The 22,932-nt window shown below is 71.0% G+C and carries 22 protein-coding genes; 12 read left to right on the plus strand and 10 right to left on the minus strand.

From position 1 onward, the window contains the following. Positions 1-74 precede the first annotated feature (74 nt). On the minus strand, positions 75-3,050 hold the full coding sequence (locus G3I78_RS38920) for an FAD-binding and (Fe-S)-binding domain-containing protein (protein WP_164433677.1): 2,976 nt from the start codon (positions 3,048-3,050) through the stop codon (positions 75-77). A gap of 127 nt (positions 3,051-3,177) precedes the next feature. On the opposite strand from G3I78_RS38920, the gene serC reads away from it, so the two are divergent. The 3 genes from serC to G3I78_RS38935 all read left to right on the plus strand — a co-directional run bounded on the left by serC (position 3,178) and on the right by G3I78_RS38935 (position 6,196). Next, positions 3,178-4,296 (plus strand): phosphoserine transaminase, encoded by a 1,119-nt coding sequence (gene serC, locus G3I78_RS38925; RefSeq protein WP_164433679.1) that lies wholly within the window; start codon positions 3,178-3,180, stop codon positions 4,294-4,296. 334 nt (positions 4,297-4,630) lie between these two features. Continuing rightward, positions 4,631-5,287 (plus strand): TetR/AcrR family transcriptional regulator, encoded by a 657-nt coding sequence (locus G3I78_RS38930; RefSeq protein WP_164433681.1) that lies wholly within the window; start codon positions 4,631-4,633, stop codon positions 5,285-5,287. 222 nt (positions 5,288-5,509) lie between these two features. Continuing rightward, positions 5,510-6,196 carry a hypothetical protein gene (locus G3I78_RS38935; protein WP_164433683.1) on the plus strand — a complete coding sequence of 229 codons (687 nt, stop codon included), beginning with the start codon at positions 5,510-5,512 and terminating at the stop codon, positions 6,194-6,196. Between the two features lie 82 nt (positions 6,197-6,278). On the opposite strand, the gene G3I78_RS38940 is transcribed toward G3I78_RS38935, so the two are convergent. From G3I78_RS38940 to G3I78_RS38950, 3 genes are all read right to left on the minus strand, one after another. After that, entirely contained in the window at positions 6,279-7,802 is a 1,524-nt protein-coding gene (locus tag G3I78_RS38940; RefSeq protein ID WP_164433685.1) for a cellulase family glycosylhydrolase, read from the minus strand. Between the two features lie 132 nt (positions 7,803-7,934). Then, positions 7,935-8,768 (minus strand): ABC transporter permease, encoded by an 834-nt coding sequence (locus tag G3I78_RS38945; protein ID WP_164433687.1) that lies wholly within the window; start codon positions 8,766-8,768, stop codon positions 7,935-7,937. After that, positions 8,765-9,736, minus strand: coding sequence for an ATP-binding cassette domain-containing protein (locus G3I78_RS38950; protein ID WP_164433689.1), 972 nt, complete (start codon positions 9,734-9,736; stop codon positions 8,765-8,767). Before G3I78_RS38950 ends, G3I78_RS38945 begins: the two co-directional genes overlap by 4 nt. An 88-nt stretch (positions 9,737-9,824) precedes the next feature. On the opposite strand from G3I78_RS38950, the gene G3I78_RS38955 reads away from it, so the two are divergent. Beyond that, on the plus strand, positions 9,825-10,661 hold the full coding sequence (locus G3I78_RS38955; RefSeq protein ID WP_164433691.1) for a TetR/AcrR family transcriptional regulator: 837 nt from the start codon (positions 9,825-9,827) through the stop codon (positions 10,659-10,661). On the opposite strand, the gene G3I78_RS38960 is transcribed toward G3I78_RS38955, so the two are convergent. Further along, a complete protein-coding gene (locus G3I78_RS38960) occupies positions 10,641-11,660 on the minus strand; it encodes a WD40 repeat domain-containing protein (protein WP_164433693.1) in 1,020 nt (339 codons plus the stop codon). The genes G3I78_RS38955 and G3I78_RS38960 overlap by 21 nt on opposite strands. Positions 11,661-11,856: 196 nt before the next feature. Between G3I78_RS38960 and G3I78_RS38965 the strand changes: the two genes are divergently transcribed. Continuing rightward, positions 11,857-12,534, plus strand: coding sequence for a GDSL-type esterase/lipase family protein (locus G3I78_RS38965; protein WP_164433695.1), 678 nt, complete (start codon positions 11,857-11,859; stop codon positions 12,532-12,534). 9 nt (positions 12,535-12,543) lie between these two features. On the opposite strand, the gene G3I78_RS38970 is transcribed toward G3I78_RS38965, so the two are convergent. Continuing rightward, positions 12,544-12,927 (minus strand): hypothetical protein, encoded by a 384-nt coding sequence (locus G3I78_RS38970; protein ID WP_164433547.1) that lies wholly within the window; start codon positions 12,925-12,927, stop codon positions 12,544-12,546. Positions 12,928-13,168: 241 nt separating this feature from the next. Here G3I78_RS38970 and G3I78_RS38975 point away from each other — a divergent pair, with 241 nt between their 5' ends. Beyond that, complete coding sequence (locus G3I78_RS38975) at positions 13,169-14,107, plus strand: NADP-dependent oxidoreductase (protein ID WP_203616094.1); 939 nt, start codon at positions 13,169-13,171, stop codon at positions 14,105-14,107. Here the strand turns inward: G3I78_RS38975 and G3I78_RS38980 are convergent. Further along, the gene (locus tag G3I78_RS38980) at positions 14,095-14,403 is read right to left on the minus strand and encodes a DUF4111 domain-containing protein (RefSeq protein WP_343243961.1); all 309 of its coding nucleotides are present in this window, start codon (positions 14,401-14,403) and stop codon (positions 14,095-14,097) included. The genes G3I78_RS38975 and G3I78_RS38980 overlap by 13 nt on opposite strands. Before the next feature lie 304 nt (positions 14,404-14,707). On the opposite strand from G3I78_RS38980, the gene G3I78_RS38985 reads away from it, so the two are divergent. From G3I78_RS38985 to G3I78_RS39000, 4 genes are all read left to right on the plus strand, one after another. Next, the gene (locus G3I78_RS38985) at positions 14,708-15,298 is read left to right on the plus strand and encodes a Uma2 family endonuclease (RefSeq protein WP_164433699.1); all 591 of its coding nucleotides are present in this window, start codon (positions 14,708-14,710) and stop codon (positions 15,296-15,298) included. A 17-nt stretch (positions 15,299-15,315) separates the two neighbouring features. After that, on the plus strand, positions 15,316-15,945 hold the full coding sequence (locus tag G3I78_RS38990) for a 1,4-alpha-glucan branching protein (protein WP_164433701.1): 630 nt from the start codon (positions 15,316-15,318) through the stop codon (positions 15,943-15,945). 92 nt (positions 15,946-16,037) lie between these two features. Next, a complete protein-coding gene (locus tag G3I78_RS38995) occupies positions 16,038-16,421 on the plus strand; it encodes a DoxX family protein (protein ID WP_164433703.1) in 384 nt (127 codons plus the stop codon). 97 nt (positions 16,422-16,518) lie between these two features. Continuing rightward, positions 16,519-17,439 (plus strand): RNA polymerase sigma-70 factor, encoded by a 921-nt coding sequence (locus G3I78_RS39000; protein WP_164433705.1) that lies wholly within the window; start codon positions 16,519-16,521, stop codon positions 17,437-17,439. 108 nt (positions 17,440-17,547) lie between these two features. On the opposite strand, the gene G3I78_RS39005 is transcribed toward G3I78_RS39000, so the two are convergent. Next, complete coding sequence (locus G3I78_RS39005) at positions 17,548-19,152, minus strand: amidase (RefSeq protein WP_203616095.1); 1,605 nt, start codon at positions 19,150-19,152, stop codon at positions 17,548-17,550. A 124-nt stretch (positions 19,153-19,276) separates the two neighbouring features. Between G3I78_RS39005 and G3I78_RS39010 the strand changes: the two genes are divergently transcribed. Further along, on the plus strand, positions 19,277-20,266 hold the full coding sequence (locus G3I78_RS39010) for an aldo/keto reductase (protein WP_164433764.1): 990 nt from the start codon (positions 19,277-19,279) through the stop codon (positions 20,264-20,266). Positions 20,267-20,455: 189 nt separating this feature from the next. Here G3I78_RS39010 and thpR read toward each other — a convergent pair whose 3' ends face one another. Beyond that, positions 20,456-21,028: an RNA 2',3'-cyclic phosphodiesterase gene (thpR, locus tag G3I78_RS39015; protein WP_164433707.1), complete on the minus strand. Its 573-nt coding sequence runs from the start codon at positions 21,026-21,028 to the stop codon at positions 20,456-20,458. 26 nt (positions 21,029-21,054) lie between these two features. Here thpR and G3I78_RS39020 point away from each other — a divergent pair, with 26 nt between their 5' ends. Further along, a complete protein-coding gene (locus G3I78_RS39020; RefSeq protein ID WP_164433709.1) occupies positions 21,055-21,573 on the plus strand; it encodes a GNAT family N-acetyltransferase in 519 nt (172 codons plus the stop codon). A 3-nt stretch (positions 21,574-21,576) separates the two neighbouring features. Here G3I78_RS39020 and G3I78_RS39025 read toward each other — a convergent pair whose 3' ends face one another. Next, positions 21,577-22,932 carry an MFS transporter gene (locus tag G3I78_RS39025; protein ID WP_203616096.1) on the minus strand — a complete coding sequence of 452 codons (1,356 nt, stop codon included), beginning with the start codon at positions 22,930-22,932 and terminating at the stop codon, positions 21,577-21,579.

A 22,932-nucleotide genomic window follows, 5' to 3' on the forward strand; every position in this document is an offset into this window, starting at 1 on the left:
AAAGCATGACTGGCCAGTAGGCAACGCGAGCCGTATCCCTTCACGGACCGCACATCGCATCACCACACGCTCACTCATGCTCCATGCTCCAGTGCCTCCGCCAGCACCTCGGCCAGATGCCGCCCCCGCACCCCCGCCACCTGCCCCAGCTGCGTCCGGCAGGAGAACCCGTCGGCCAGCACCACCGCGTCCTCGGGCGCCTCCCGTACGGCGGGCAGCAGCTGTTCCTCCGCGCAGGCACGCGACACCTCGAAGTGCCCTTTCTCGAAGCCGAAGTTGCCCGCCAGGCCGCAGCAGCCGCCGGCCAACTCCCCGGTGAGCCGCGCGGCTTCGCGCAGTCGGCGGTCGGCCGCGTCGCCGAGGACCGCGTGCTGGTGGCAGTGGGTCTGGCCGACGACCGGACGGTTCAGGGCCGGGGGCCGCCAGTCGGGGGCCAGTTGCTCCAGCGCCTCCGCGAAGGTGCGGACCCGGGCGGCGAGACGGGCGGCGCGCGGGTCGTCGTGGAGCAGTTCGGGGAGGTCGGTGCGCAGGGCGGCGGCGCAGCTCGGTTCCAGGACGACGAAGACCGGCTGCTCCGCCACGTCGTCCAGCTCCGGCAGCAGGAACGGCTCCAGCAGGTTCAGTGTGCGCAGCAACACCGCACGGGCGCGGTCGAGTTGGCCGGTGGAGAGGTATGTCAGACCGCAGCAGACGCGGGCCCGGGGCCGCCTCCGCAGTGGGTGCACCTCGACGCTCTCCAGCTCGCTGTCGTCCGTCCGCCGCACCCGCCACGGCCACGTGGGCGGTTCCAGGACGCCCAGCCCCGCCGCCTCGAGGACCCGTACGGCCGCCCGGCCGACGTCCGGCGAGAAGTGCTCGGTGAAGGTGTCCGGCCAGAGGTAGACCGTCGTGTCCGGCAGGTCGGCGGGCCGCCGCCCCGAGCGCGCCAGGCCCACCCACTCCCGCATCCGCTCCCGGTTCCGCCGCCGCAGCCACCGGCTGAACGTCTCCGTCGCCACCCGCGGAATCCCCCGCTCGCCCGCGATCCCGCCGAGCCGCTTCCCGACGGCCGCCAACGACCGTACGGAAGCAAGGGAGTTGACCACGGAGGCCGCCCGCATACGGTCCACCCAGCGCAGCCAGAACGGCAGCCGGCCCATGCTGTAGTGGGCGGCGGGCCGCAGGCGCCCCGCGTAGTGGTGGTGCAGGAACTCCGCCTTGTACGTGGCCATGTCGACCCCGACCGGGCAGTCGGACCGGCAGCCCTTGCAGGACAGGCACAGGTCCAGCGCGTCCCGCACCTCCTCGGACCGCCAGCCGCCGGTGACCACGGCACCCGCCTCACCCGTCTCACCCGCCTGGCCCGCTACCCCCGCCAGCATCTCGTGCAGCAACCGGGCCCGCCCGCGCGTGGAGTGCGCCTCCTCGCCGGTGGCCCGGAAGGACGGGCACATCACGGCGGACCCGGCCGCCGACGTCGTACGACATTTCGCGACGCCCACGCAGCGCCGTACGGCCGCGGAGAAGTCACCGCCGTCGGAGGGATAGCCGAAGGCGACGTCGACCGGCTCGCGGGGCAGGACCGAGAAGCGGAGGTTGGTGTCGAGGGGTGCCGGGCGGACCAGCATCCCGGGGTTGAGCAGGTCGTCCGGGTCCCAGACCGCCTTGGCGCGCTCGAACAGCGACACCATCTCCGTGCCGTACATCCGGGGCAGCAACTCGGCCCGGGCCTGTCCGTCCCCGTGCTCGCCGGACAGCGAGCCGCCGTGCGCGGTGACCAGGTCGGCGAGTTCCTCGGAGAAGCGCCGGAAACGGGCGATGCCCGGCTCGGTGAGCAGGTCGAAGTCGATGCGGACGTGGATGCAGCCGTCGCCGAAGTGGCCGTACGGGGTGCCTCGGAAACCGTGCGAGGTCAGCAGCGCGCGGAAGTCCCTCAGATACGCGCCGAGCCGCTCGGGCGGCACCGCGCAGTCCTCCCAGCCGGGCCAGGCCTCGGAACCGTCCGGCATCCGGGTGGCCGTACCACTGGCGTCCTCGCGGATCCGCCACAGGGCCCGCTGCCCGGCGGGGTCGGTCACCACGAGCGCGTCGAGGACGTCGGCCGCGCGCACGATCCGCTCCGCACGCGCGCGTGCCTCCTCCGGCGACTGCCCGCCGGTCTCCACGAACAGCCACGCCCCGCCCCTGGGCAGCGCGACCACCGAGGGCACCAGGTCGGCCGCCATGCCCTCCACCGTCAGGGGGCGGTGCGCGAGCAGCCCGGCGGCAGCCTCGGCCGCCGCGCCCTCGTCCGCGTACCCCAGCACCGCGAGCGCACGCGCGCGTGGCGCTTCCACCAGTCGTACGACGGCCTCGGTCAGGATGCCGAGCGTGCCCTCGCTGCCGCAGAAGGACCGGGCGAGATCCGTTCCGTGCTCGGGGAGCAGCGCGTCCAGGGCGTACCCGGAGATCCGGCGGGGCAGCCGCGGGAACCCGGTCCGCAGCCGCGCGAGCTCCCCGTCGACGAGTTCCCGCAGTCCGTCCGGCGCCCCGGCCCACCCCTGCCCGAGCCGCAGCCGGCGCCCCCGCGCGGTGACCACGTCCAGCTCACGCACGCTGTCCGCGGTCGTGCCCCACGCCACCGAGTGCGAGCCGCACGAGTTGTTCCCGATCATCCCGCCGAGCGTGCAGCGGCTGTGCGTGGAGGGATCAGGCCCGAACCGCAGCCCGTGCGGGGCGGCGGCCTCCTGGAGCCGGTCGAGCACGAGACCAGGCTGTACGACGGCGGTCCGTGCCTGCGGATCCACCGACAGGAGCCGGTTCATGTGCCGGGTGAAGTCCAGCACCACCCCGGTCCCGGTGGCCTGCCCGGCGATGGAGGTACCGCCGCCGCGGGGGACCACGGGAACACCGTGCTCCCGGCACACCGCCAGCACCGCCGCCACATCGTCGGCGTCTCTGGGCGCGACCACCCCGAGCGGGACCCGCCGGTAGTTGGAGGCGTCCATGGTGTTCAGGGCCCGCGAGGTGACGTCGAACCCGACCTCACCCCGGACCGCTTTCCGCAGCGCTGCCTGGAGCTGCTCCGTCATACCTCCAGCAAACCAGCCCGGCTGTCGCCCGGGTCGTCGGCTCCGGCGCACGTCTCAGCAGGCGGACCACGTCTCAGCCGACGGACTACGTTTCACCCACGTTTCCCCCACCGGCTAACCTCCATGCGTGGCTGAGATCCAGATTCCCGCTGACATCAAGCCCGCCGACGGTCGTTTCGGCGCGGGCCCCTCCAAGGTGCGGACGGAAGCGCTGGACGCGCTGGCCGCCACCGGTACCTCCCTCCTCGGCACCTCCCACCGCCAGGCCCCGGTGAAGAACCTGGTCGGCAAGGTGCGCGAGGGCATCAGTGACCTGTTCTCCCTCCCCGAGGGCTACGAGGTCGTCCTCGGCAACGGCGGGTCCACCGCGTTCTGGGACGTCGCGACGCACGGCCTGATCGAGAACAAGTCCCAGCACCTGACGTTCGGCGAGTTCTCGTCGAAGTTCGCGAAGGCGTCCAAGCTCGCGCCCTGGCTGGCCGAGCCGACGGTCATCACCTCCGACCCCGGCACGCACCCCGAGCCTCAGGCGGAGGCGGGCGTCGACGTGTACGCCTTCACGCACAACGAGACGTCGACGGGTGTCGCGGCCCCGATCAAGCGGGTCGCGGGCGCGGACTCCGGGTCCCTGGTCCTGGTCGACGCCACCTCCGGCGCCGGCGGCCTCCCGGTGGACGTGTCGGAGACGGACGTCTACTACTTCGCCCCGCAGAAGTCCTTCGCCTCCGACGGCGGCCTGTGGGTCGGCGTGTTCTCCCCGGCCGCGATCGAGCGCGCCGAGCGGATCCACGCCTCCGGCCGCCACGTCCCGGAGTTCTTCAGCCTCCCCACGGCGATCGACAACTCCCGCAAGAACCAGACGTACAACACCCCGGCCCTGGCCACCCTGTTCCTCCTCAACGAGCAGCTGGAGTGGCTCAACGGCCAGGGCGGCCTCGCCTGGTCGACGGCCCGCACGAAGGACTCCTCGACCCGCCTCTACACCTGGGCGGAGGAGTCCAAGCACGCGACCCCGTTCGTCACGGACGCCGCCAAGCGCTCCCAGGTCATCGGCACGATCGACTTCGCCGACGACATCGACGCCGCCGCCGTCGCCAAGGTCCTCCGCGCCAACGGCATCGTCGACACCGAGCCCTACCGCAAGCTCGGCCGCAACCAGCTCCGCGTCGCGATGTTCCCGGCGATCGACCCGGCGGACGTCGAGGCGCTGACGAAGTGCGTCGACTATGTGATCGAGAAGCTGTAGCGAGTAGTCGTACGACGAGAAGGGCGCCCGGCATCCCGCCGGGCGCCCTTCGTCTTTCGTAGACGGCGTCGCGCGTCACGTCCTGGGCGGTCGGCCATTCCAGGACTTCCCACAGGGGCCCGTACCCGGCGTACTGCGTCTGGAGGGCCCCTCTGGGAAACCTCCGACGTCATCGCACGTCTCCACGTGTCCGATCGCATCCCCGGAGTGACGCGATCAACCCCGTTCCCGGCATCAAACTCAGTGCCCCCGAGGCCAGTTGTGGTTGACATATTCAGACCCAGGGAGAAACATGAACCCGATTAAGAATACGGATTCATATACGGAGGCCCGGATGAGCCCGAACACCCCCCGGCCCTTCTCGCCCTTCTCCTCCGGCCCGGGTCGCCCCCAGCAGCGCCGCAGTCAGGAGACCCACGCCGCCCTGCTGCGCGCCGCGGACGCCGGCTTCAGTGCCGACGGCTGGCGCGGCACCTCCGTGGAGCGGGTCGCGGCCGCCGCCGGCACCTCCGTGGGCAGCGTCTACACCCGCTTCGGCAGCAAGCGCGACCTGCTGCTCGCGGTGGTGGGCGAGCGCCTGGAGGAGATCACCGGCATCGTCGAGACGTCCGAGTTCAGCGAGCTGTTGCACAACCCGGTCGGCGGGCTCAGGGCCACCGTGGCACTCGTGGTGACCCGCCGGCGCGGTGCCGCCGGTCTGCTGACCGCGTGGTCCGACGCGTGTATCGACCACCCCGAGATGCGGGAGCTGGAGACCGGCATCCGCGACAGCATCGTCAAGCAGCTGCGGGACCGGCTGGAGCTGCTGTCGGCGCATCCGGGCATACGCTCGGAGATCAATCTGGACCAACTGGCCATCGCGGTATGCGCGTTGATCGAGGGCCTGCATCTCCCGCCGTGGACCGCCCTCAGCGACGACGAGGCCACCGACATCTGCTCCCGGCTCATCCTGCACACGTGCCTGCGCGACGAGGCGCTGCCACCGGGATAGCTCTTCGGCGGTAGTTCGTCGGCAGCGCTGTTCTCCGCGCCTCTGGGTGGGTTGCAGTCGGAGCAAGTCCAGGCTGCACCCACCGCTTTTAGGGGCGCGGGGAACTGCGCGACCAGCCCCAACGCACCCGCAGCCGAGAGACGCCCGATCCCTCATCCCCCCCACACGCCACAGACGAGGTGACCATGTCCGACAACCAGACCACGCTCCCCGCCCGGAGCGATGAGTCCGCCCCCCCCACCCAGCGACAGCGACAGCGGCGGCGGCGGCAAGAAGAAGAGCTCCGGCATGCCCCGCCGCATCATCTTCATCGCCCCGCTGCTCTACCTCGGCATCCTCAGCGTCCTGCAGTTCAACTTCACCCGCATGCACTCCGCGCTCGTGCACATCCAGGACGGCACGACCTCCGGGCTCGCCCTGACGAACCAGCAGCTCAGCGACACCAACCGCAAACTGACCACGACCAACGACCAGTTGAGTCAGACGAACAAGAAGCTCGACGCCACCAATCAGCAACTGGGCACCACGAACAGGAAGCTCAACTCGACCAACGACCAGCTCGGCGTCACCAACAGGAAGCTCGCCGTGCTCGGTGAACTCGAGAACCGCATGATCGCGCTCAACGAGAACATGACGGCCATGCGGAAGCTGATGGAGCCGCTGCCCGGGACGGCCGCGAGGATATCCACCCTGAGCGGCCAGATCTCCCAGCTCAACAGCAGTGTCGGCGCCCTGGAGAAGGACGCCTCGTCGCTGCCCACCGTGGCCCGGAACATCGAGGCGATGCAGACGAGCATCGACTCCCTGTCCACGCAGATGGGCGGGATGAACGGAACGCTGTCCAGCATGCAGGAGGACCTCAACGACATGGACGAGCGCCTGAAGATCATCCCCAAGCTGACCGGCTGAGACCGATGAGTTCGGGGCACCGCGGTGCCAGGGAAAGGGTGCCCGGCATCCACCGGGCACCCTCCCCTGACGCACCCTCCCCTCAAGCAGCCGTACAGCTCACACCCGGCACACCCCCACCCGCCGGCGCTCCCCCGAACCCAAGACTCGCCGAACCGCCCACCGGAACACCACCGTTGTGGGAGGCGTTGACCGCCGTCACCGTCGAGCCGGTCTGGGTGTACGAGGCGTTCCACATGGAAGTGACCTTCTGCGCACCCGGCCAGGTCCAGGTGACCTTCCAGGAACTCAGGGCCGTGGAACCGGAGTTGGTGACCTTGACCTCGGCGTTGAAGCCGCTGCCCCAGTCGCTGCTGACGGAGTAGGTGGCTGTGCAGGCCGCCGTGCCGGGGTCACCCGGGCCTCCCGGATCGCCCGGGTCGCCGCTGGGAGGGAAGCCCGGTGCCTTCACGCTCGCCAGGTAGCCGTCCTTCGCCGTGTCCACCGTCTGCCAGTCGTCCTTGAGGATTCCGCCGGTGTCACCGGAGTTGGGGTTCCACGACCAGAAGGTCCAGTGGAAGGAGTCGGCGCCGTACGTGGATGTCGGGCGCAGGTACGCCACCAGGGCCGCCAGCCATTTCTGGTCCACGGTCGATGCCAGCGTCGTGCCGAACTCGCCCACCCACACCGGCGCGATGTTCTGCTTGAAGATGTAGCCCCAGTACTTGTCCCAGATCCCCGGCATGTTCGCGGGGAACGTCGGGTCGCTGAACCAGCTCTGCTGGGCGACGGACGTGGCGTAGTCGTGGGCCGAGTACACGACCCGGTTCGCCACGTTCAGCTGGACCGGGTACTGGGCGACTCCCATCAGGTTGCCGCCCCACCAGCCCGAGACGCCGTTGAAGGTCTGCACGCCCTCCACGAAGATCAGCAGGTCGGGATTGACGGACAACACCGCGTTGCCCGCCCGCTGGGCCGCCAGGCGCCAGTCCAGAGAAGTGTCCCCGCAGCCCCAACAGGCGGGGTCGTGGGGCTCGTTGTGCAGGTCTATGCCTACGACCGTGTCCTGGCCCTTGTAACGCGTCGCCAGCGTCTTGAGGTTGGCGATCCACGTGGACTCCGGGACCGCGGCCGTGTACCAGAGCGCCGACTGCCCGCCGGCGTCCGGGCGGTGCCGGTCGAGGATGACCTTGAGGCCGTCCTGACCGGCGTACGACACGATTCTGTCGAGGACACCGAGGGAGTTCAGGCCCTGGAGGTCGGCGTTCTTGCCGCTGGAGAAGTCGATGCTGTTGGGGACCGTGCCCGACTTGAAGATGTCGTCGCTGAACGGGATGCGGATGGTGTTGTAGCCCAGCGTCTTCATCTGGTCGATCATGGACTTGTAGTCGCGGGACCAGAGGCCGTGGACGACGTAGTTGCCGGTCTCGAAGCCGAACCAGTTGATCCCGGCGATCCGGACCGGCTGCCCGGAGGCGTCCAGGATCTGGCGGCCGCTGGTGTGCCAGTAGCCGGCGCCGGCGTCGGCCGCGCGGACCGTGTCGGCGCGGGCCGCCTGCACGCCGGCCAGCGGCAGCACGAGCGCCGCGGTCACCGCGCACAGCACTCTTCGCAAGCTGCGGAGCATGTTCGCTGCTTCCTCTCGGAGGGGGAGCAGGTCCGGAACCCGGGTGGGAGCGCTCCCACCGTCCTGCACCTCCCATGGAAGTCAGGTCGCATGGACACGTCAAGGCATTCGGCGTCCCCTTGTCCGCGGACGTCACCGGCTCAGCTTCTGGAACCTCCGTACCGCCAGCGGCAGGAAGATCGCCGTCAGCACCACCGGCCACACCCACGCCATCAGCAGCGCGTGCTGCTCGACCCAGGAGTCCCCGCCGCCGACCGGCGTCCCGAACAGGTCCCGGGTCGCCGCCGCCGTGGAGGAGATCGGGTTCCACGCGGCCACCGCGCCCAGCCAGTCGGGCATCAGCTGCGGTGCCACGAAGATGCTGGAGATCATCGTGAGGGGGAACGCGACCGCGAACAGGCCGCCCGCCGCCTCCGGGTTGGGGACCATCAGGCCCAGCCACACGCCGATCCAGATCAGCGCGAACCTGAGCCACAGCAGCAGTCCGAACGCGGCCAGGAAGCCGAGGCCGCCGTCGGGACGCCAGCCCATCGCCACCGCGGTCAGCATCATGATGGCCAACTCGGCACAGGCCACGAGGAGATCGGTCACCCCGCGCCCCGCGACCACCGCGGAGGACGCCATCGGCATCGAGCGGAACCGGTCGATCACGCCCTTCGTGGCGTCGTACACCACCAGGGTCGCGGTGTTGATGAAGCCGAAGGCCATCGTCATCACGAACATGCCGGGCATCAGGAAGTCCTTGTAGTCCCCGCCGCCGGGTACCTGCATGGCGCTGCCGAAGACATAGCCGTAGAGCAGGACGGAGAGGATCGGGAAGCCCAACTGCCAGGCGATGTTGATGGGTTGGCGCTGGTAGTGGGTGAGGCCGCGGCGGACGATGTTCCAGACGTCGGCGAGGACCCAGTAGGTGCGGCCGTGGGTGGCCTCCATGGTGCGGCCGGGCTCGGCCTCGATCGCGCTCATGCCGCCGTCTCCTTCTGCTCCGTACGGTGTCCGGTCAGGCGCAGGAACACGTCGTCGAGGCTCGGCCTGCGCAGTCCGATGTCCTCGACCCGCACGCCCTCGTCCTGGAGGGTGCGGGCCACCTCGGTGAGCGCGGAGACCCGGTCGACGACCGGGGCGTGCACCCGCAACTCCCCTTCCTCCGCCTCGGGTTCGCCGTCGGAGACCCGGGCGACGACCTTCACCACGCGCGGGATGTCGGTCCGCTCGGCGACCACGACCTCGATACGGTCGCCGCCGACCCGGTCCTTGAGCCCGTCCGGGGTGTCGTCGGCGATGGCCCGGCCCTGGTCGATGACGGTGATGCGGGAGGCGAGCTTGTCGGCCTCCTCCAGGTACTGGGTGGTGAGCAGGACCGTGGTACCGCTCGCCACCAACGCCCGTACCGATTCCCAGACTTCGCCGCGGCTGCGGGGGTCGAGTCCCGTCGTCGGCTCGTCCAGGAAGAGCACGGCGGGCGCGAGGATCATGGACGCGGCGAGGTCGAGGCGTCGGCGCATACCGCCGCTGTACTTGCCGACTCCCTTGCCGGCGGCGTCGGCGAGGTCGAACTGCTCCAGGAGTTCGGTGGCCCGGCTCTTGGCGCGCCTGCCGCCGAGGTGGAACAGCCGCCCGAACATCTCCAGGTTCTGCCGGCCGGTGAGGACCTCGTCCACGGCGGCGTACTGGCCGGTGAGCCCGATCCTCGACCGCACCTCGCGCGCGTGCCGGACCACGTCGAGCCCGGCGACGGTGGCCCGGCCGCCGTCCAGCCGGAGCAGCGTGGACAGGATGCGGACGGCCGTGGTCTTGCCCGCGCCGTTCGGCCCGAGCAGGCCGTGCACGGTGCCCTCGCGGACGGCGAGGTCGAATCCGTCGAGGGCGTGCTTCTCGCCGTACCGCTTCGTCAGCCCCTCGGCACGGACTGCGTATCCGTCGTCGGTGGTCATGGGTTCCCCCTTCTCTGCTTAACTGAGTACACCGTACCCGATTGCGCGTACGCTGTACTCAATTTTTCGGCGGAACTAAGCTGACGCCATGACGAGCAGCGGGGAGACCAGTGGCAGCGGGGACATCGTCCGCACCCTCGAACTGCTGTGGGACGGGGCTCCGCGGCCCAGCCGGGGGCCCAAGCCGGGGCTGACGCTGGACCGGATCGTGGAAGTGGCCGTCCGGATCGCGGACGAGGAGGGGTTCGACGCGGTCTCGATGCGCCGGATCGCCACCGAGCTCGGGACCGGCGCGATGTCCCTGTACCGGTATGTACCGGGGAAGGCCGAGCTGCTCGACCTCATGCTGGACCGCGTCCAGAAACCCGCCGAGAATCCGGCGGACCTCGGTGACGGCGGCTGGCGGGCCGCGCTGGAGGCGGTGGCCCGCGCCACGCTCGCCCTCTACACCCGCCACCCCTGGCTGCTCGGCGTCAACCAGGCCCGCCCGCTGCTCGGGCCGAGCGCGCTGGACGGCCTGGAGAAGGTGCTCGGCCGGATCCGCCCGATGGGACTGACCGATCCCGAGCTGGTGTCGGCGGCCATCATGATCGACGGGTACGTCGTCGGGGCCGCCCGCACCCAGGTCTACCAGCAGGAGGCGGAACGCAACTCCGGCATGACGACCTCGGAGTTCTTCGCGGCCCAGGCGCCGTTCCTGGAGAAGGTCATGACCGCCGGCCGCTACCCCGTCCTCGCGTCCCTCGCCGACGACACCTGGAGCCCGGAGTTCGACCACTTCGAGTTCGGGCTCCAGCGGATCCTGGACGGTCTCGAGGTGTGCGTGGAGGAGCGCCGGAGGCAGTCAGAGTCGGCCTCGGGAGCAGCCGAGTCGTCGGCCTCGGGAGCAGCCGGGTCACCGGCCTCAGGAGGAACGGCGGAATAGCCGGCGCAGTGCGTAGAGCGCGGCGGCGCCCGCCACGACGAGCAGGCCGATCTTCACCGTGCCCTCGGAGTCACCGCCGCCGTCGCTGCCGGAGGCCGACGAACTCCCGCTGCCCGAGGGCGACTTGGACCCGCCGTCCCCGGGTGCGTCCTGTGCCTCCACCTCGCTGTCGGTGCCCTCCATGCCGAGCAGGATCTTGGTCCCGTCGGGCGAGTAGGAGACGGACTCCCCCTGCCCGAGGGGCACGCTGATCCGCCCCTGCTTCTTGAGGTCGCCGTCGTTCCAGTCGTACCAGAGACCGCCGAAGTACCCGCGTACGACGAGCTGTTGGCCGTCGGGGGAGAAGGCCGCGTCGGTGGCCCACAGGTCGATGGGCTTGGCCGGCTTGAAGACGTTGGTGCCGGAGGGGGAGAGGGTGGCGGGACCCTCGTAGAGATGGCCGCCGTCCTCGTGCTTGTCGATGATGTAGACGTGCCCGGTCTTGGGGTGGACGACGAGCGACTCGGCGTCGCGTGAGCCGTCGGTGTACTTCACGACGTACTGCGTGGCCTTGACCGACTGGTCTTTGAGGACCTTCGGCTCGGGAAGCTTGTAGATCCAGACGTAGGGCCAGGTGACACCGTCGTTGTCGCCGATGTCGCCGACCCAGAGCTGGTTGTCGGGCCCCATGGCGATGGCCTCGACGTCACGCGGGGTGCCCACGCCGGTCATCGTGATCCGGGCGACCGTCTTGCCGGTGGCGCTGTCGACGGCGTAGAGGTAGGCGCCGGTGTCCTGGTCGTTGTGGGTCCAGTAGATGCCGGGGTGCTGACGGGAGGCGGCCAGTCCGCTGGACTCGGTGATCCTCGGGTCGCTGATGGTGAACCCCTTGTCCCCCTTTCCGTCCCCGTCGGCAGCGGAGGCGGCGGACGCGGCGGGCACGGCGGACGCGGGCACGGCGGGCAGGGCACAGACACCCACGAGCAGGGTCCCGGCGAGCAGGGCAAGGGGTCGACGCATGCCCCAAGCCTGCCATCCGGCGCCGCCGGTCGGGCCGGGGGCACCACCGAGGGCTTGCCTCACGGCAGGCGCGGCTGCGGCAGACGGCACGCGGTACCCGGCACCACCCCCGCCCCCATCCCCACGTGGCCATCTTCACAACCCCAGAACCCCCAAGATCTGCTACCCACCGGTAAGAATCACCGATGATGAGCGCATGCTGCGATTCATGCCCGTCGGCGATTCCATGACCATCGGCAGCGCGGGCGAGCACACCTGGCGTTACCGGATGTGGCAGCACCTGCGTGACACCTACGGCGGCCCCTTCGCGTTGGTCGGGCCGCGCGAGACGCTCCACGACAAGGCGGCGGACGCGCCGACGTCGTACGAGTACGCCGACCCCGACTTCCCCCGGTTCCACCTGGCCGGCTGGGGCGAGGGCTGGCAGCACATGGCCCCGCTGATCGCCGACGCGGTACGGGCCCACCGCGCGGACGTCCTCCTGGTCTCCCTCGGCCTGATCGACCTGGGCTTCTACACGAACGCGGAGCAGACCGCGGAGAACGTCCGGGCCTTCGTCGCCGAGGCCCGCCGGGCGAACCCCCGCATCCGCATGGCCATCCTCCCGGTGATCCCGAACGTCCGCGCCGAGTCGGATCCGGCCTTCTCCACCCAGGTCACCCTCTTCAACGAGCTCCTGGCCAAGGCCCTCGCCGACCTCGACGAACCGCGCTCGCCGCTCCTCACCGTCTCGCCCCCGCCGTCGTACGACATCAACCACGACACCTACGACGGCACCCACCCGAACTCCGACGGCGAGCACAAGATCGCGGCGGCGTTCGCGGAGGCGATGTACCAGGCGTGGGACCTGGGCGAGCCGTACGAGTCCGACTGACCCCGGCGGCTACACGGGCACGGCGTCCGGCCACCAGGGCGGCACGTTCCCCGGGCAGAAGGGGTCGGGGTACGAATCGATGACCCCGATCCAGGCGACCGCCGCCCAGACGAGCCCCACGCTCACACAAACCGCCACCGCCCAGGCCCACTTGACCCGCCGACCGGCGAACACCTTGAAGGACAGCCCCCAGAGCACGGAGAGAACTCCCCACATCACCAGGAAGACGGCGAGCAGAGCACCCCCGTTGGCCGTTCCGATGTCACACGTGCGCCAGACACTGCCGATCAGCCAGACCGCGGCTCCGGCGAACACCCCGCCGGCGCCCAGGGCCGGCAGCGGCCCCCAACTCCCCGGATCGTCCTCCCCACTTGGGGACACCTCACCGCTCACGCCCGGAACTCCCCAGCACCTCGGTGTAACTGAGGACGAACCCGGGCGTCGCATCCCGTCGCCGCACAGCCATTCACGCACCGCCTCCATGACGTCGATCGGTAGGGGACCCAGATCGTCTCAGCCGCCAGCCGCCCGCCGCGCCACCCGCTCTCTCTCCCCCTCCTTCCGGGAATAGCCGTCTCTCCCCGTGCCGTTGAACGCGCGAGCCGGACGGAAGAGGAAGCGCGGTGATCGTGTGATGCGGGCGGTGCGGTTTCGGGAGTACGGCGGGGTCGACGTGCTGCGGGTGGAGGACGTGGCGCGGCCGGTCCCGGGGGCGGGGCAGGTGCTCGTCGAGGTGAGGGCGGCCGGGATCCAGCCCGGGGAGGTGATGATCCGGGAGGGGGCGCGGCACGACCGGTGGCCGGCGACGTTCCCGTCCGGGCAGGGCAGTGATCTGGCCGGGGTCGTGGTGGAGACGGGACCGCAGGTGCGCGGCTTCGCGGTGGGTGACGAGGTCCTGGGCTTCACCCACCGGCGGGCCAGCCACGCGCAGTTCGTCGTGGCCGACGACGTGAACCTGGTCTCGCGTCCCGAGGGGCTGCCCTGGGACGTGGCCGGTTCCCTGTACGTGGCCGGCACCACCGCCTACGCCGGCGTGTTCGCCGTGGACCCGGTCCCGGGCGACACCGTCGTGGTCTCCGGCGCGGCGGGTGGCGTCGGATCGCTGGCCGTCCAGCTCGCCCGGCGGCGCGGTGCCACCGTGATCGGGCTGGCGAGCGAGCGCAACCACAACTGGCTGACGGCCCGCGGGGTGGTCCCGGTCGGATACGGGGAGGGCGTCGCCGAGCGCATCCGGGAGGCCGCCGACGGGCGCGTCGACGCGTTCCTGGACACCTTCGGCGAGGGCTACGTACGGCTGGCGGTCGAGCTGGGCGTACGCCCCGAGCGGATCAACACGATCCGTGACTGGCGGACCGCGGCCGAGGTCGGCGCCCGCACCTACGGGGAGGGCTCGGCCGCCTGCGCGGTCGTCGTCGGCGAACTCGCCCGCCTCGCCGCACGCGGGGACCTGGAGGTGCCGATCGCCCGTACCTACCCGCTGGACCGGGTGCGCGACGCCTACCGCGACCTGGAACAGGGCCACACCCACGGCAAGATCGTGCTCCGGCCGCAGGAGACGGTTCACCCCCGCTGACCCTCGATGGCCGCCACCAGGAACTCGGCACACGGACGGACCCCGCACCCGGCCCACGACTCCTCCGCCGCACCGAGATGGACGTCCCGGGCGTGCGCCAGGACCGCCCCCTGCTCGGGCGGCATCCGGCCAACGGCCCAGTCGGCCGCCGCGTCCTTGGCACGGATGTCCCCCGTGGCCGGCGTGGTCCAGACCCTGGCGAGGGGGAGCAGGACGTTGCGGGTGTCGTGGTCCAGGTCCCGCAGCAGCTCCGGCACCCCGGCGACGATCCCGCGCATGAGGTCCTCGCGCGGCACGGGATCGAGGAGCCGAGCCGGTGGCGGCCCGTACGTCCTCCTGTACGACGACGGTGACCTCCACCGGCCGCGCCCCCAGCACCCCGGACACCCGCATCAACTCCCCCGGAGACCTGCACGGACGGCGGAGCCGTGGAGGCAGATGCCGAGGGGGTTGTCGGAGAGGGTGCGGAGGATGATCCGCGCGACTGTCCCGGCGCCCTCGACCGGCATGTGCGTCACCCCTCCGTGCCCTGGTCACCGTGCGTATCGTTGTACCGCGCGGCTGCCCTCGTCCATGGGGCGGCCGGGGAGGAGCGCCACGATGACCGTCCTTGAAGACAGGATCGCGATGGCCGACAGCGACGACACGAGCTGGCTCGACGACATGTTCGAGCGGCTCGAAAAACTGCCCGTCCCCGAGGGATACAAGGTCGAGATCGTCGAGGGGACCATCTACATGTCGCCGCAGCGGGACATCCACTGGGAGACCATTCTCTTGATCATCGATGCGCTGAGGGACCACTTCGGCCGGCGCACGAGGGTGTTCTCGGACGTCCGTATCGACTTCCCCGGCCGCAAGAACGGTCTCGCTCCGGACGTCGCGAAGCTGCGCGACGGCGCCGAGAAGAACTCCGAGGGCCGCTGGCGTCACGAAGACGTCGAGTTCGTCGCCGAGGTCATTTCCACGGACACGGGCAGGAACGACTACGGCCCCAAGAAGAGCGCCTACGCCGTCGCCGCGGTCCCCGTCTACCTGATCGCCGACCCCTACCAGGGCAAGTGCCACCTCTACACCCAGCCCAAGGACGGCGAGTACCTGAGCGACACCACCCTCGCCTACGGCGTGGACGTCGACATGACCGCGACCCCTCTGGAACTCACCATGAAAACGGATGAGTTCCCCCGGGACTGACTGACACAATCCGCCCCATGGCGATCATCCACCGCACCACCCTGAAGCCCACCAAGCTCGAACTGCTCACCGCCTGGCTGCCCACCCGCCCGTGGTACGTCGGCGCCGGGACACCGGAGTTGACGAAGGCCGGTGGGTTCCGGCTGGATGATCCGGAGGGCGAGGTCGGCATCGAATTCATGGTGGCCGTCGACTCCTCCGGCCCCGAGCCCGTCGCCTACCTGGTCCCCCTCACCTACCGCGCAGCCCCGCTGCCCGGCGCCGAGCACGCCCTCGTCGGCACCATGGAACACGGCGTACTGGGCCCCCGCTGGGCCTACGACGGCACCCACGACCCGGTCCTGCGCACCGAGCTCCTCGCCCTGATCGAGGGCCGCGTCCGGGCCCAGGCCCAGAGCGTCAGCGACGCCCTCGACGACGACGTGGTCCGCTCCTACGCCGGTCCCGGACTCCCCACCGGCCCGGCCCAGGTCACCGAGGACCAGGACGGCACCGGGCTCTCCCTCCCGGGCGGCACGGTCCTCACCGTCCACCGGGTGCTGTCGCCCGCGGTCCCCGAGGCGGCGGCCGGTCATGTCGCCGGAGCGTGGGACGCCCCCGACGGCACCCGAGCGCGAGGCGTGTTCGCCACCCTGCGCACCCCCTGAGAGAACCTGAGGGAAGGCGTGTCACAGCGGGGCCGACTGTCTCGTCCCGAGGGGTGAAGCTGAACCCCGACCGAGGAACCGAGGAGCGGACGATGAACCTCGCACTGTGGATCGCCGCCGGACTGCTGGCCGCGGTGGCCCTGACCGGCGGTGTCACCAAGACCTTCGTACCCCGGCAGAAGCTGGCCGCGGCCCACGGCGGCGGCTGGACCGGAGAGGTCGGCACGGCGTTCGTGAAGACGCTCGGCGTCCTCGAACTCCTCGCGGCGGCGGGCCTGATGCTCACCGCGGCGCTCGGCATCGCCCCGGTCCTGGTCCCGGTGACCGCCATCTGCTGGGTCCTCCTGATGATCGGTGCGATGATCACCCACGGCCGGCGCGGCGAGTCCGCGCTGGTCGTACTGAACCTGGCCTATCTGGCCCTCGCGGTGTTCGTCGCGTGGGGCCGCTTCGGACCCGAGCCGTTCACCGGCTGAACGGCTCCGAGTCGTTCGACGGCTGATCGGCCCCGAGCCGTACGACGGCTGAACGGCCCCGAGTCCCTCACCGGCTGAGAGGAGCCGAGCGCCCCGCATGACCAGGACAGAGGAGTTCCAGGAGCTGCGGCCGCTGCTGTTCTCGATCGCCTACCGCATCCTGGGCAGCGTCGCCGAGGCCGAGGACGCCGTCCAGGAGACCTGGATCCGCTACGAGGCCGTCGGGACCGAGCCCAGGTCGGTGCGGGCCTACCTCTCGACCACGGTCACCCGCATCGCGATCGACGTACTGCGCTCGGCCCGGGTCCGCCGCGAGCGGTACGTCGGCACGTGGCTGCCCGAACCCCTCCTCGACGACCCCTACGACGACCCCGCGCGAGCGGCCGAACTCGCCGACTCGGTGTCGATGGCGGCCCTCTTGCTGCTGGAGCGGCTCAGCCCCCTGGAACGCGCGGTCTTCGTCCTCAGGGAGGTCTTCGACTTCGGCTTCCCCGAGGTCGCCTCGGCGGTGGGCCGCTCGGAGGCGGCGTGCCGCCAGCTCGCGTCTCGGGCCCGGCGCCACATGGCGGCGGGCCGCCCGCGTTTCGAGGCGGACCGGACGGAGCGCGCGGAGCTGGCCGCCCGCTTCTTCGACGCCCTGCGCGAGGGAGACGTGGACGCCCTCCAGGGGCTGCTCGCCGCCGACGTCTCGATGGTCGGCGACGGCGGCGGCAAGGCCCCCCAGCTGGCCAGGGCGGTCACCGGCGCACCGAACGTGGCCCGGCTGCTCGGCTCGGTCCTGCCCCGGCTGGCCGGTATCTCCGTCACCTTCGAGCCGCACGAGCTCAACGGCCAGCCCGGCGCGATCTTCTACGACCGTGAGGGCAGGGTCCTCCACACCCTGACCCTCGACGTCCTCGACGGCCGGATCCAGACGATCCGCACGGTGATCAACCCCGACAAGCTGGGCCATGTGGGCCCGGTCGCGGACGCGTGGGCGATCCACCGGGAGTTCCGGGCCAACCTCTCCGGGGACTGACCCCGGCCGAGCCCGCCTCAGAAACCCGCCTCAGAACCCCACGTCAGAACCCGACGTCAGAACCTCGCCTCAGAACCCGACGTCAGAACCCCGCCTCAGAACCCCGCCTCAGAACCCCACGTCCGCCGCCCGGTACGTCGGCGCCTTCCGCACCCTGCTCGCCCGCTCGTACGCGTACGCCAGCCTCAGCAGCACCGGCTCGCTCCACGCCGTCCCCATGAACGTCAGCCCCACCGGCAGCCCGAACGCAAACCCCGCCGGCACGCTCACCGCCGGATAGCCGGCCAGCGCCGCCGGGGTGGAGGCGCCACCGCCGTAGGTGTCCCCGCGGATCAGGTCGATCTTGGCCGGGGGGCCGGACGTGGGCATCACGAGGGCGTCCAGGCGGTGGCGGCGCAGTACCGCGTCGATGCCCTCGGCCCGGGAGAGCCGGTGGTTCACGGCCAGCGCCTCGCGGTACTCCCGCTCCGAGAAGTCCAGCCGCTGCACCGCCTCCAGTCCGTCCTGCCGTACGTAGCGCAGTTCACGGTCCGCGTGCGCCCGGTTGAAGGCGATCAACTCGGCCAGGTCACGCGGGTGTTCACCGGGCGCGGCGCCCAGGTAGGAGTTCAGGGCGCGCTTGAACTCGTAGGCCTGGACGACCATCGAGCCGGGCAGGTCCTCCAGTTGCTCGGCGGTCGGGATGTCCGCCGGGTCGACGATCACCGCGCCGGCCGACCGCAGGACGGCGATGGCCCGTTCGGCGATCTCGTCGGCGTGGTCGCTGTAGCCGAAGTAGACGGTCCTGGGGACGCCGATCCGCGCGCCGCGCAGTCCGTCCGCGTCGAGGAAGCGGGTGTAGTCGCGGTGGAAGTGCCCCCGGCTCGCCGCCGTCGCCGGGTCGCGGCCGTCGACGCCCACGAGGGTGCCGAGCATGATCGCCGCGTCCCGGACCGTACGGGCCATGGGGCCGACGCTGTCCTGACTCGGCACTCCGGGGATCACCCCGCCGCGCCCGACGAGTCCGACGGTCGGCTTGACCCCGACGACACAGTTCGCGGAGGAGGGGTCGATGATCGAGCCGTTGGTCTCGGTGCCGATCCCGGCGACGCAGAGGCCCGCGGCGACGGCGGCGCCCGTGCCGGAGCTGGACTCGTTGGGCGAGCGGTCGAGCTTGTAGGGGTTGCGGGTCTGGCCGCCGCGCGCGCTCCAGCCGGCGTGGTGGGTGAGCGAGAGCCCGCCCGCCCACTCGCTGAGGTTGGTCTTGCCGAGCACGACCGCGCCGGCGGCCCGGAGCCGGGCGGCGACGGTCGCGTCCCGGGCGGGCCGCAGCCCCTCCAGGGCGAGGGAGCCGGCCGTGGTGTGCATCCGGTCGGCGGTCTCCACCAGGTCCTTCAGCAGTACGGGCATACCGTGCAGGGGGCCGCGCGGGCGCCCCGACGCGTCCAGCCGCCGCGCCTCCCGCACCGCGTCGGGGTTGACCTCGATCACCGCGTGCAGGAGCGGGTCGATCCGCTCGATCCGCTCCAGGTGGTAGCGGGTGAGCCGCTCCGCGTCGAGCCGTCCCGCGTCCATCAGGGCGCGCAGCTCGGTGACGCCCAGCTCGTCGAACTCCCCGGCACCGACGTCGGCCGCCCGGGCCGGGACCGCGCCCAGCAAGGGAGCGGCGGCCGCCGCGCTGCCGAGCGCGAGCACGCTCCGCCGGCTGGTGTGCATACCCTCCGTGTGCTTCATACAGGGAACGCTAGAGACAGAACCGCCCCAACTCCCTCCGGCTGTCCCCCGGTTCCACGGGGGAGCAATCCCCCCGAAGCCCACACTTGCCTGGAGTCCACTCCAAGGCGTTGGCTTGACGACCATGAAGTACACGCAGCTCGGACGCACCGGACTCAAGGTCAGCCGACTCGTCCTCGGCACCATGAACTTCGGCCCGCAGACCGACGAGCCCGACTCCCACGCGATCATGGACTCGGCCCTCGACGCGGGCATCAACTTCTTCGACACCGCCAACGTCTACGGGTGGGGCGAGAACAAGGGCCGTACCGAAGAGATCATCGGCAACTGGTTCGCGAAGAGCTCCCACCGCGACAAGGTGGTCCTCGCCACGAAGGTCTACGGCAACATGGCCGCGGACGGCGACGCCTGGCCGAACCACGACAAGCTCTCCGCGCTCAACATCCGGCGCGCGGTCGACGCCAGCCTGAAGCGGCTGCGCACCGACCACATCGACGTCTACCAGTTCCACCACGTCGACCGCGCCACTCCCTTCGAGGAGATCTGGCAGGCGATCGACGTCCTCGTCCAGCAGGGCAAGATCCTGTACGTCGGCTCCTCCAACTTCCCCGGCTACAAGATCGCCCAGGCCAACGAGATCGCCGCCCGCCGCGCCGGCACCATCGGGCTGGTCAGCGAGCAGTGCCTGTACAACCTCGCCGAGCGGCGCGCCGAGATGGAGGTCATCCCGGCCGCGCAGGAGTACGGCCTCGGCGTGATCCCCTGGTCCCCGCTGCACGGCGGTGTCCTCGGCGGGGTCATCAAGAAGGAGGTCCAGGGCGGCCGCCGCGCCTCGGGCCGCGCCGCCGACACCCTCGCCGACCCGGCCGCCCGCGCGCAGATCCAGGCGTACGAGGACCTGCTGGAGAAGCACGGCCTGGAGCCCGGCGAGGCGGCCCTGGCCTGGCTCCTCACCCGCCCCGGCGTCACCGGCCCGATCGTCGGCCCGCGCACGGCCGAACAGCTGGACTCGGCGATCCGCGCGGTGGAGCTGGACCTGAGCGAAGAGGTCCTGACCGGCCTGGACGAGATCTTCCCGGGCCCGGGCCCGTCGCCGGAGGCCTTCGCCTGGTGACCGCAGGCCGGCAAAGGCGCCTCTAGGGGCGCGGGGAACTGCGCGACCAGCCACGACGGCGCAGCGGCCGGAGAACTGGCCGCAGTTCCCCTACCTGCCGAGCGCGGCGGCCAACGCCACGACGACGAACATCATCACAAGCACACCGGCCATGATCCGGTTCCGGGTTTTCGGGTCCACGCGTCGAGCCTAACCGCCCCCGCCCAGCGCCCAACGGCCGACCACCTCATAACGGGGCTGCTCCCCCGCCACCCCCGAGGTGGGCAGATTGCTCCGCACCAACGCCAGCTCGTCCACCGTCCACGTACGGCTGGTGAACCCGTCGAGCACCTCCAGGTACGGCCGTACCTCGAAGGCCTCCCGGCTGCGCGCCACGGTCAGATGAGCCTTGTACCGTCGGTGCTCCCCCATCTCCACCCCGGCCCGCCGCCCCGCCGCCTCCGCCCGCTCGGCGAGTAGTCGCAGCACCGGCAGCTCACCGGCGGCCCCCGCCCACAGCGCCCTCCCGTGCCCGAACACCCCGCCACCGCGCACGGCCAGCGGAAAGGGAGCGGTCCGTCGGGCCGCCCGCTCCAGCCGCTCCGACAGCTCCGGTACGACGTCCTCGTCGACCTCGCCGTAGAAGGCGAGAGTGAAGTGCCACCCGGGAACGCCGGTCCAGCGCAGCACCTCAGCGCCGGGCAGCTTCCTCAACTCGGCCACCTTCAGCGCGAGTTCGTCGGACACGTCCTGCGGGGGCAGCACCGCGGCGAAGAGTCTCATGAGGGTCAGCCTGTCACCATGGGCACATGGAGATCACCATCAGAGACGGCGGACCCGACGACATACCCGTGATCCTCGGCATGCTCGACAGCTGTGTGGAGTGGCTGGTGGCGCAGGGGCGTACCGGACAGTGGGGCACGAAGCCGCTGTCCCAGCACCCGAAGACGGTGGAATCCGTGGCGCGGTACATGGAGACGGGCAGCGTCTACATCGCCGAGGCGGACGGGGTCCCCGCGGCCACGCTGACCCTCACCGACGCCCCCTCCGCCTACCTGCCGCCGGTCGACGAGCCCGAGCGGTACATCCACTGGCTCGCCTCCGACCGCCGCTTCCAGGGCCACGGCGTCGGCAGCGCCCTTCTCGCGCACGCGGCCGAGGTGACCCGGCGCGCGGGCGTCTCCCTGCTGCGGGTGGACTGCTACGCGGGCGGCGACGGCAAGCTGGTGCGCTACTACGAGGGCAACGGCTTCTCCCCGACGGATGCCTTCACCGTCGGGGAGAGCGAGTGGCCGGGCCAGGTGCTGGCCATGCGCGTGCTGCCGTAGGGCTCAGGCCGCCGTCGCCAGCCGCTCCTGCGCCTCGCGCGGGACGAACCTGACGTGCGGGTGGCCGCGGTTCCAGCCCACCGAGAGCCGCAGGTTGCCGACCTTGGCCAGGACCAGGCCGATCGTCACGGCCGCCGCCGCGGCGATCGCGCCGCCCGCCGCGAGGCCGGCGCGGACGCCGTACGCGTCGGTGATCCAGCCGGCGATGGGGGCGCCCACCGGGGAGCCGCCCATGAACACCATCATGTAGAGGGACATCACCCGGCCGCGCATGGCCGGGTCGGTGCCCATCTGGACGCTGGTGTTGGCGGTGACGTTGACCGTCATGCCGAACATCCCGATCGGGATCATGAACAGGGCGAACAGCCACAGCGAGGGCGCGACCGCGGCCACCATCTCCAGCGTGCCGAAGGCCACCGCGCCCACGACCAGCACCCGCATCTTGGCGGTGCCGCGCCGGGCCGCGAGCAGGGCGCCGGCCAGGGAGCCGACGGCCATCAGGGTGTTGAAGAGGCTGTAGGAGCCGGCGCCCGCGTGGAAGACGTCGTCGGCGAAGGCCGAGAGGTACACGGGGAAGTTGAAGCCGAAGGTGGACACGAACCCGACCAGGACGATGGTCCAGATCAGCTCGGGCCGCCCGGCCACGTACTGGAGCCCTTCCCGCAGCTGTCCCTTGCCGCGCGGGGCGCGCTCGACGGCGAACAGCTCACGCGACCGCATCATCAGCAGGCCGACGAGCGGGGCGACGAAGGACAGGCCGTTGGCGAGGAACGCCCAGCCGGTGCCCACGCCGGTGATCATGACGCCCGCGACGGCGGGGCCGATGAGGCGGGCCGACTGGAAGTTCGCGGAGTTCATGCTGACCGCGTTCTGGAGCTGGTCGGGGCCGACCATCTCGGAGACGAAGGTCTGGCGGGCCGGGTTGTCGACGACGGTCGCGAGGCCCATGGCGAAGGCGGCGACGTAGACGTGCCAGACCTGGACGTGTCCGGTCAGGGTGAGGACGGCCAGCGCGATGCCGGTGGCGCCCATCGCGGACTGCGTGAACAGCAGCGCGCGGCGCTTGGGCAGCCGGTCGACGAGGACACCGCCGTAGAGGCCGAAGAGCAGCATCGGCAGGAACTGGAGCGCCGTCGTCACGCCGACGGCGGTGGCGGAGCCGGTGAGGCTGAGCACCAGCCAGTCCTGGGCGATGCGCTGCATCCAGGTGCCGATGTTGGAGACGACCTGGCCGACGAAGAACAGGCGGTAGTTCCTGACCTTCAGCGAGCTGAACATCGAGGACTTGCGCGTTCTGGGGGTGTCAGGGGTAGTAGGGGTCGGTGCGGGGGCGGAGTCTGCTCCGGGTCCCGTACTCAA

It is taken from the genome of Streptomyces sp. SID13726 (genome assembly GCF_010548375.1).
GTDB lineage: Bacteria > Actinomycetota > Actinomycetes > Streptomycetales > Streptomycetaceae > Streptomyces.

Excerpts from the sequence above, each read along its gene's own strand:
- G3I78_RS38920 (WP_164433677.1), bottom strand. The coding sequence starts at position 3,050 with ATGACGGAGCAGCTCCAGGCAGCGCTGCGGAAAGCGGTCCGGGGTGAG.
- G3I78_RS38930 (WP_164433681.1), top strand. The coding sequence starts at position 4,631 with ATGAGCCCGAACACCCCCCGGCCCTTCTCGCCCTTCTCCTCCGGCCCG.
- G3I78_RS38935 (WP_164433683.1), top strand. The coding sequence starts at position 5,510 with ATGAGTCCGCCCCCCCCACCCAGCGACAGCGACAGCGGCGGCGGCGGC.
- G3I78_RS38940 (WP_164433685.1), bottom strand. The coding sequence starts at position 7,802 with ATGCTCCGCAGCTTGCGAAGAGTGCTGTGCGCGGTGACCGCGGCGCTC.
- G3I78_RS38945 (WP_164433687.1), bottom strand. The coding sequence starts at position 8,768 with ATGAGCGCGATCGAGGCCGAGCCCGGCCGCACCATGGAGGCCACCCAC.
- G3I78_RS38950 (WP_164433689.1), bottom strand. The coding sequence starts at position 9,736 with ATGACCACCGACGACGGATACGCAGTCCGTGCCGAGGGGCTGACGAAG.
- G3I78_RS38955 (WP_164433691.1), top strand. The coding sequence starts at position 9,825 with ATGACGAGCAGCGGGGAGACCAGTGGCAGCGGGGACATCGTCCGCACC.
- G3I78_RS38960 (WP_164433693.1), bottom strand. The coding sequence starts at position 11,660 with ATGCGTCGACCCCTTGCCCTGCTCGCCGGGACCCTGCTCGTGGGTGTC.
- G3I78_RS38965 (WP_164433695.1), top strand. The coding sequence starts at position 11,857 with ATGCTGCGATTCATGCCCGTCGGCGATTCCATGACCATCGGCAGCGCG.
- G3I78_RS38975 (WP_203616094.1), top strand. The coding sequence starts at position 13,169 with ATGCGGGCGGTGCGGTTTCGGGAGTACGGCGGGGTCGACGTGCTGCGG.
- G3I78_RS38985 (WP_164433699.1), top strand. The coding sequence starts at position 14,708 with ATGACCGTCCTTGAAGACAGGATCGCGATGGCCGACAGCGACGACACG.
- G3I78_RS38990 (WP_164433701.1), top strand. The coding sequence starts at position 15,316 with ATGGCGATCATCCACCGCACCACCCTGAAGCCCACCAAGCTCGAACTG.
- G3I78_RS38995 (WP_164433703.1), top strand. The coding sequence starts at position 16,038 with ATGAACCTCGCACTGTGGATCGCCGCCGGACTGCTGGCCGCGGTGGCC.
- G3I78_RS39000 (WP_164433705.1), top strand. The coding sequence starts at position 16,519 with ATGACCAGGACAGAGGAGTTCCAGGAGCTGCGGCCGCTGCTGTTCTCG.
- G3I78_RS39005 (WP_203616095.1), bottom strand. The coding sequence starts at position 19,152 with ATGAAGCACACGGAGGGTATGCACACCAGCCGGCGGAGCGTGCTCGCG.
- G3I78_RS39010 (WP_164433764.1), top strand. The coding sequence starts at position 19,277 with ATGAAGTACACGCAGCTCGGACGCACCGGACTCAAGGTCAGCCGACTC.
- thpR (WP_164433707.1), bottom strand. The coding sequence starts at position 21,028 with ATGAGACTCTTCGCCGCGGTGCTGCCCCCGCAGGACGTGTCCGACGAA.
- G3I78_RS39020 (WP_164433709.1), top strand. The coding sequence starts at position 21,055 with ATGGAGATCACCATCAGAGACGGCGGACCCGACGACATACCCGTGATC.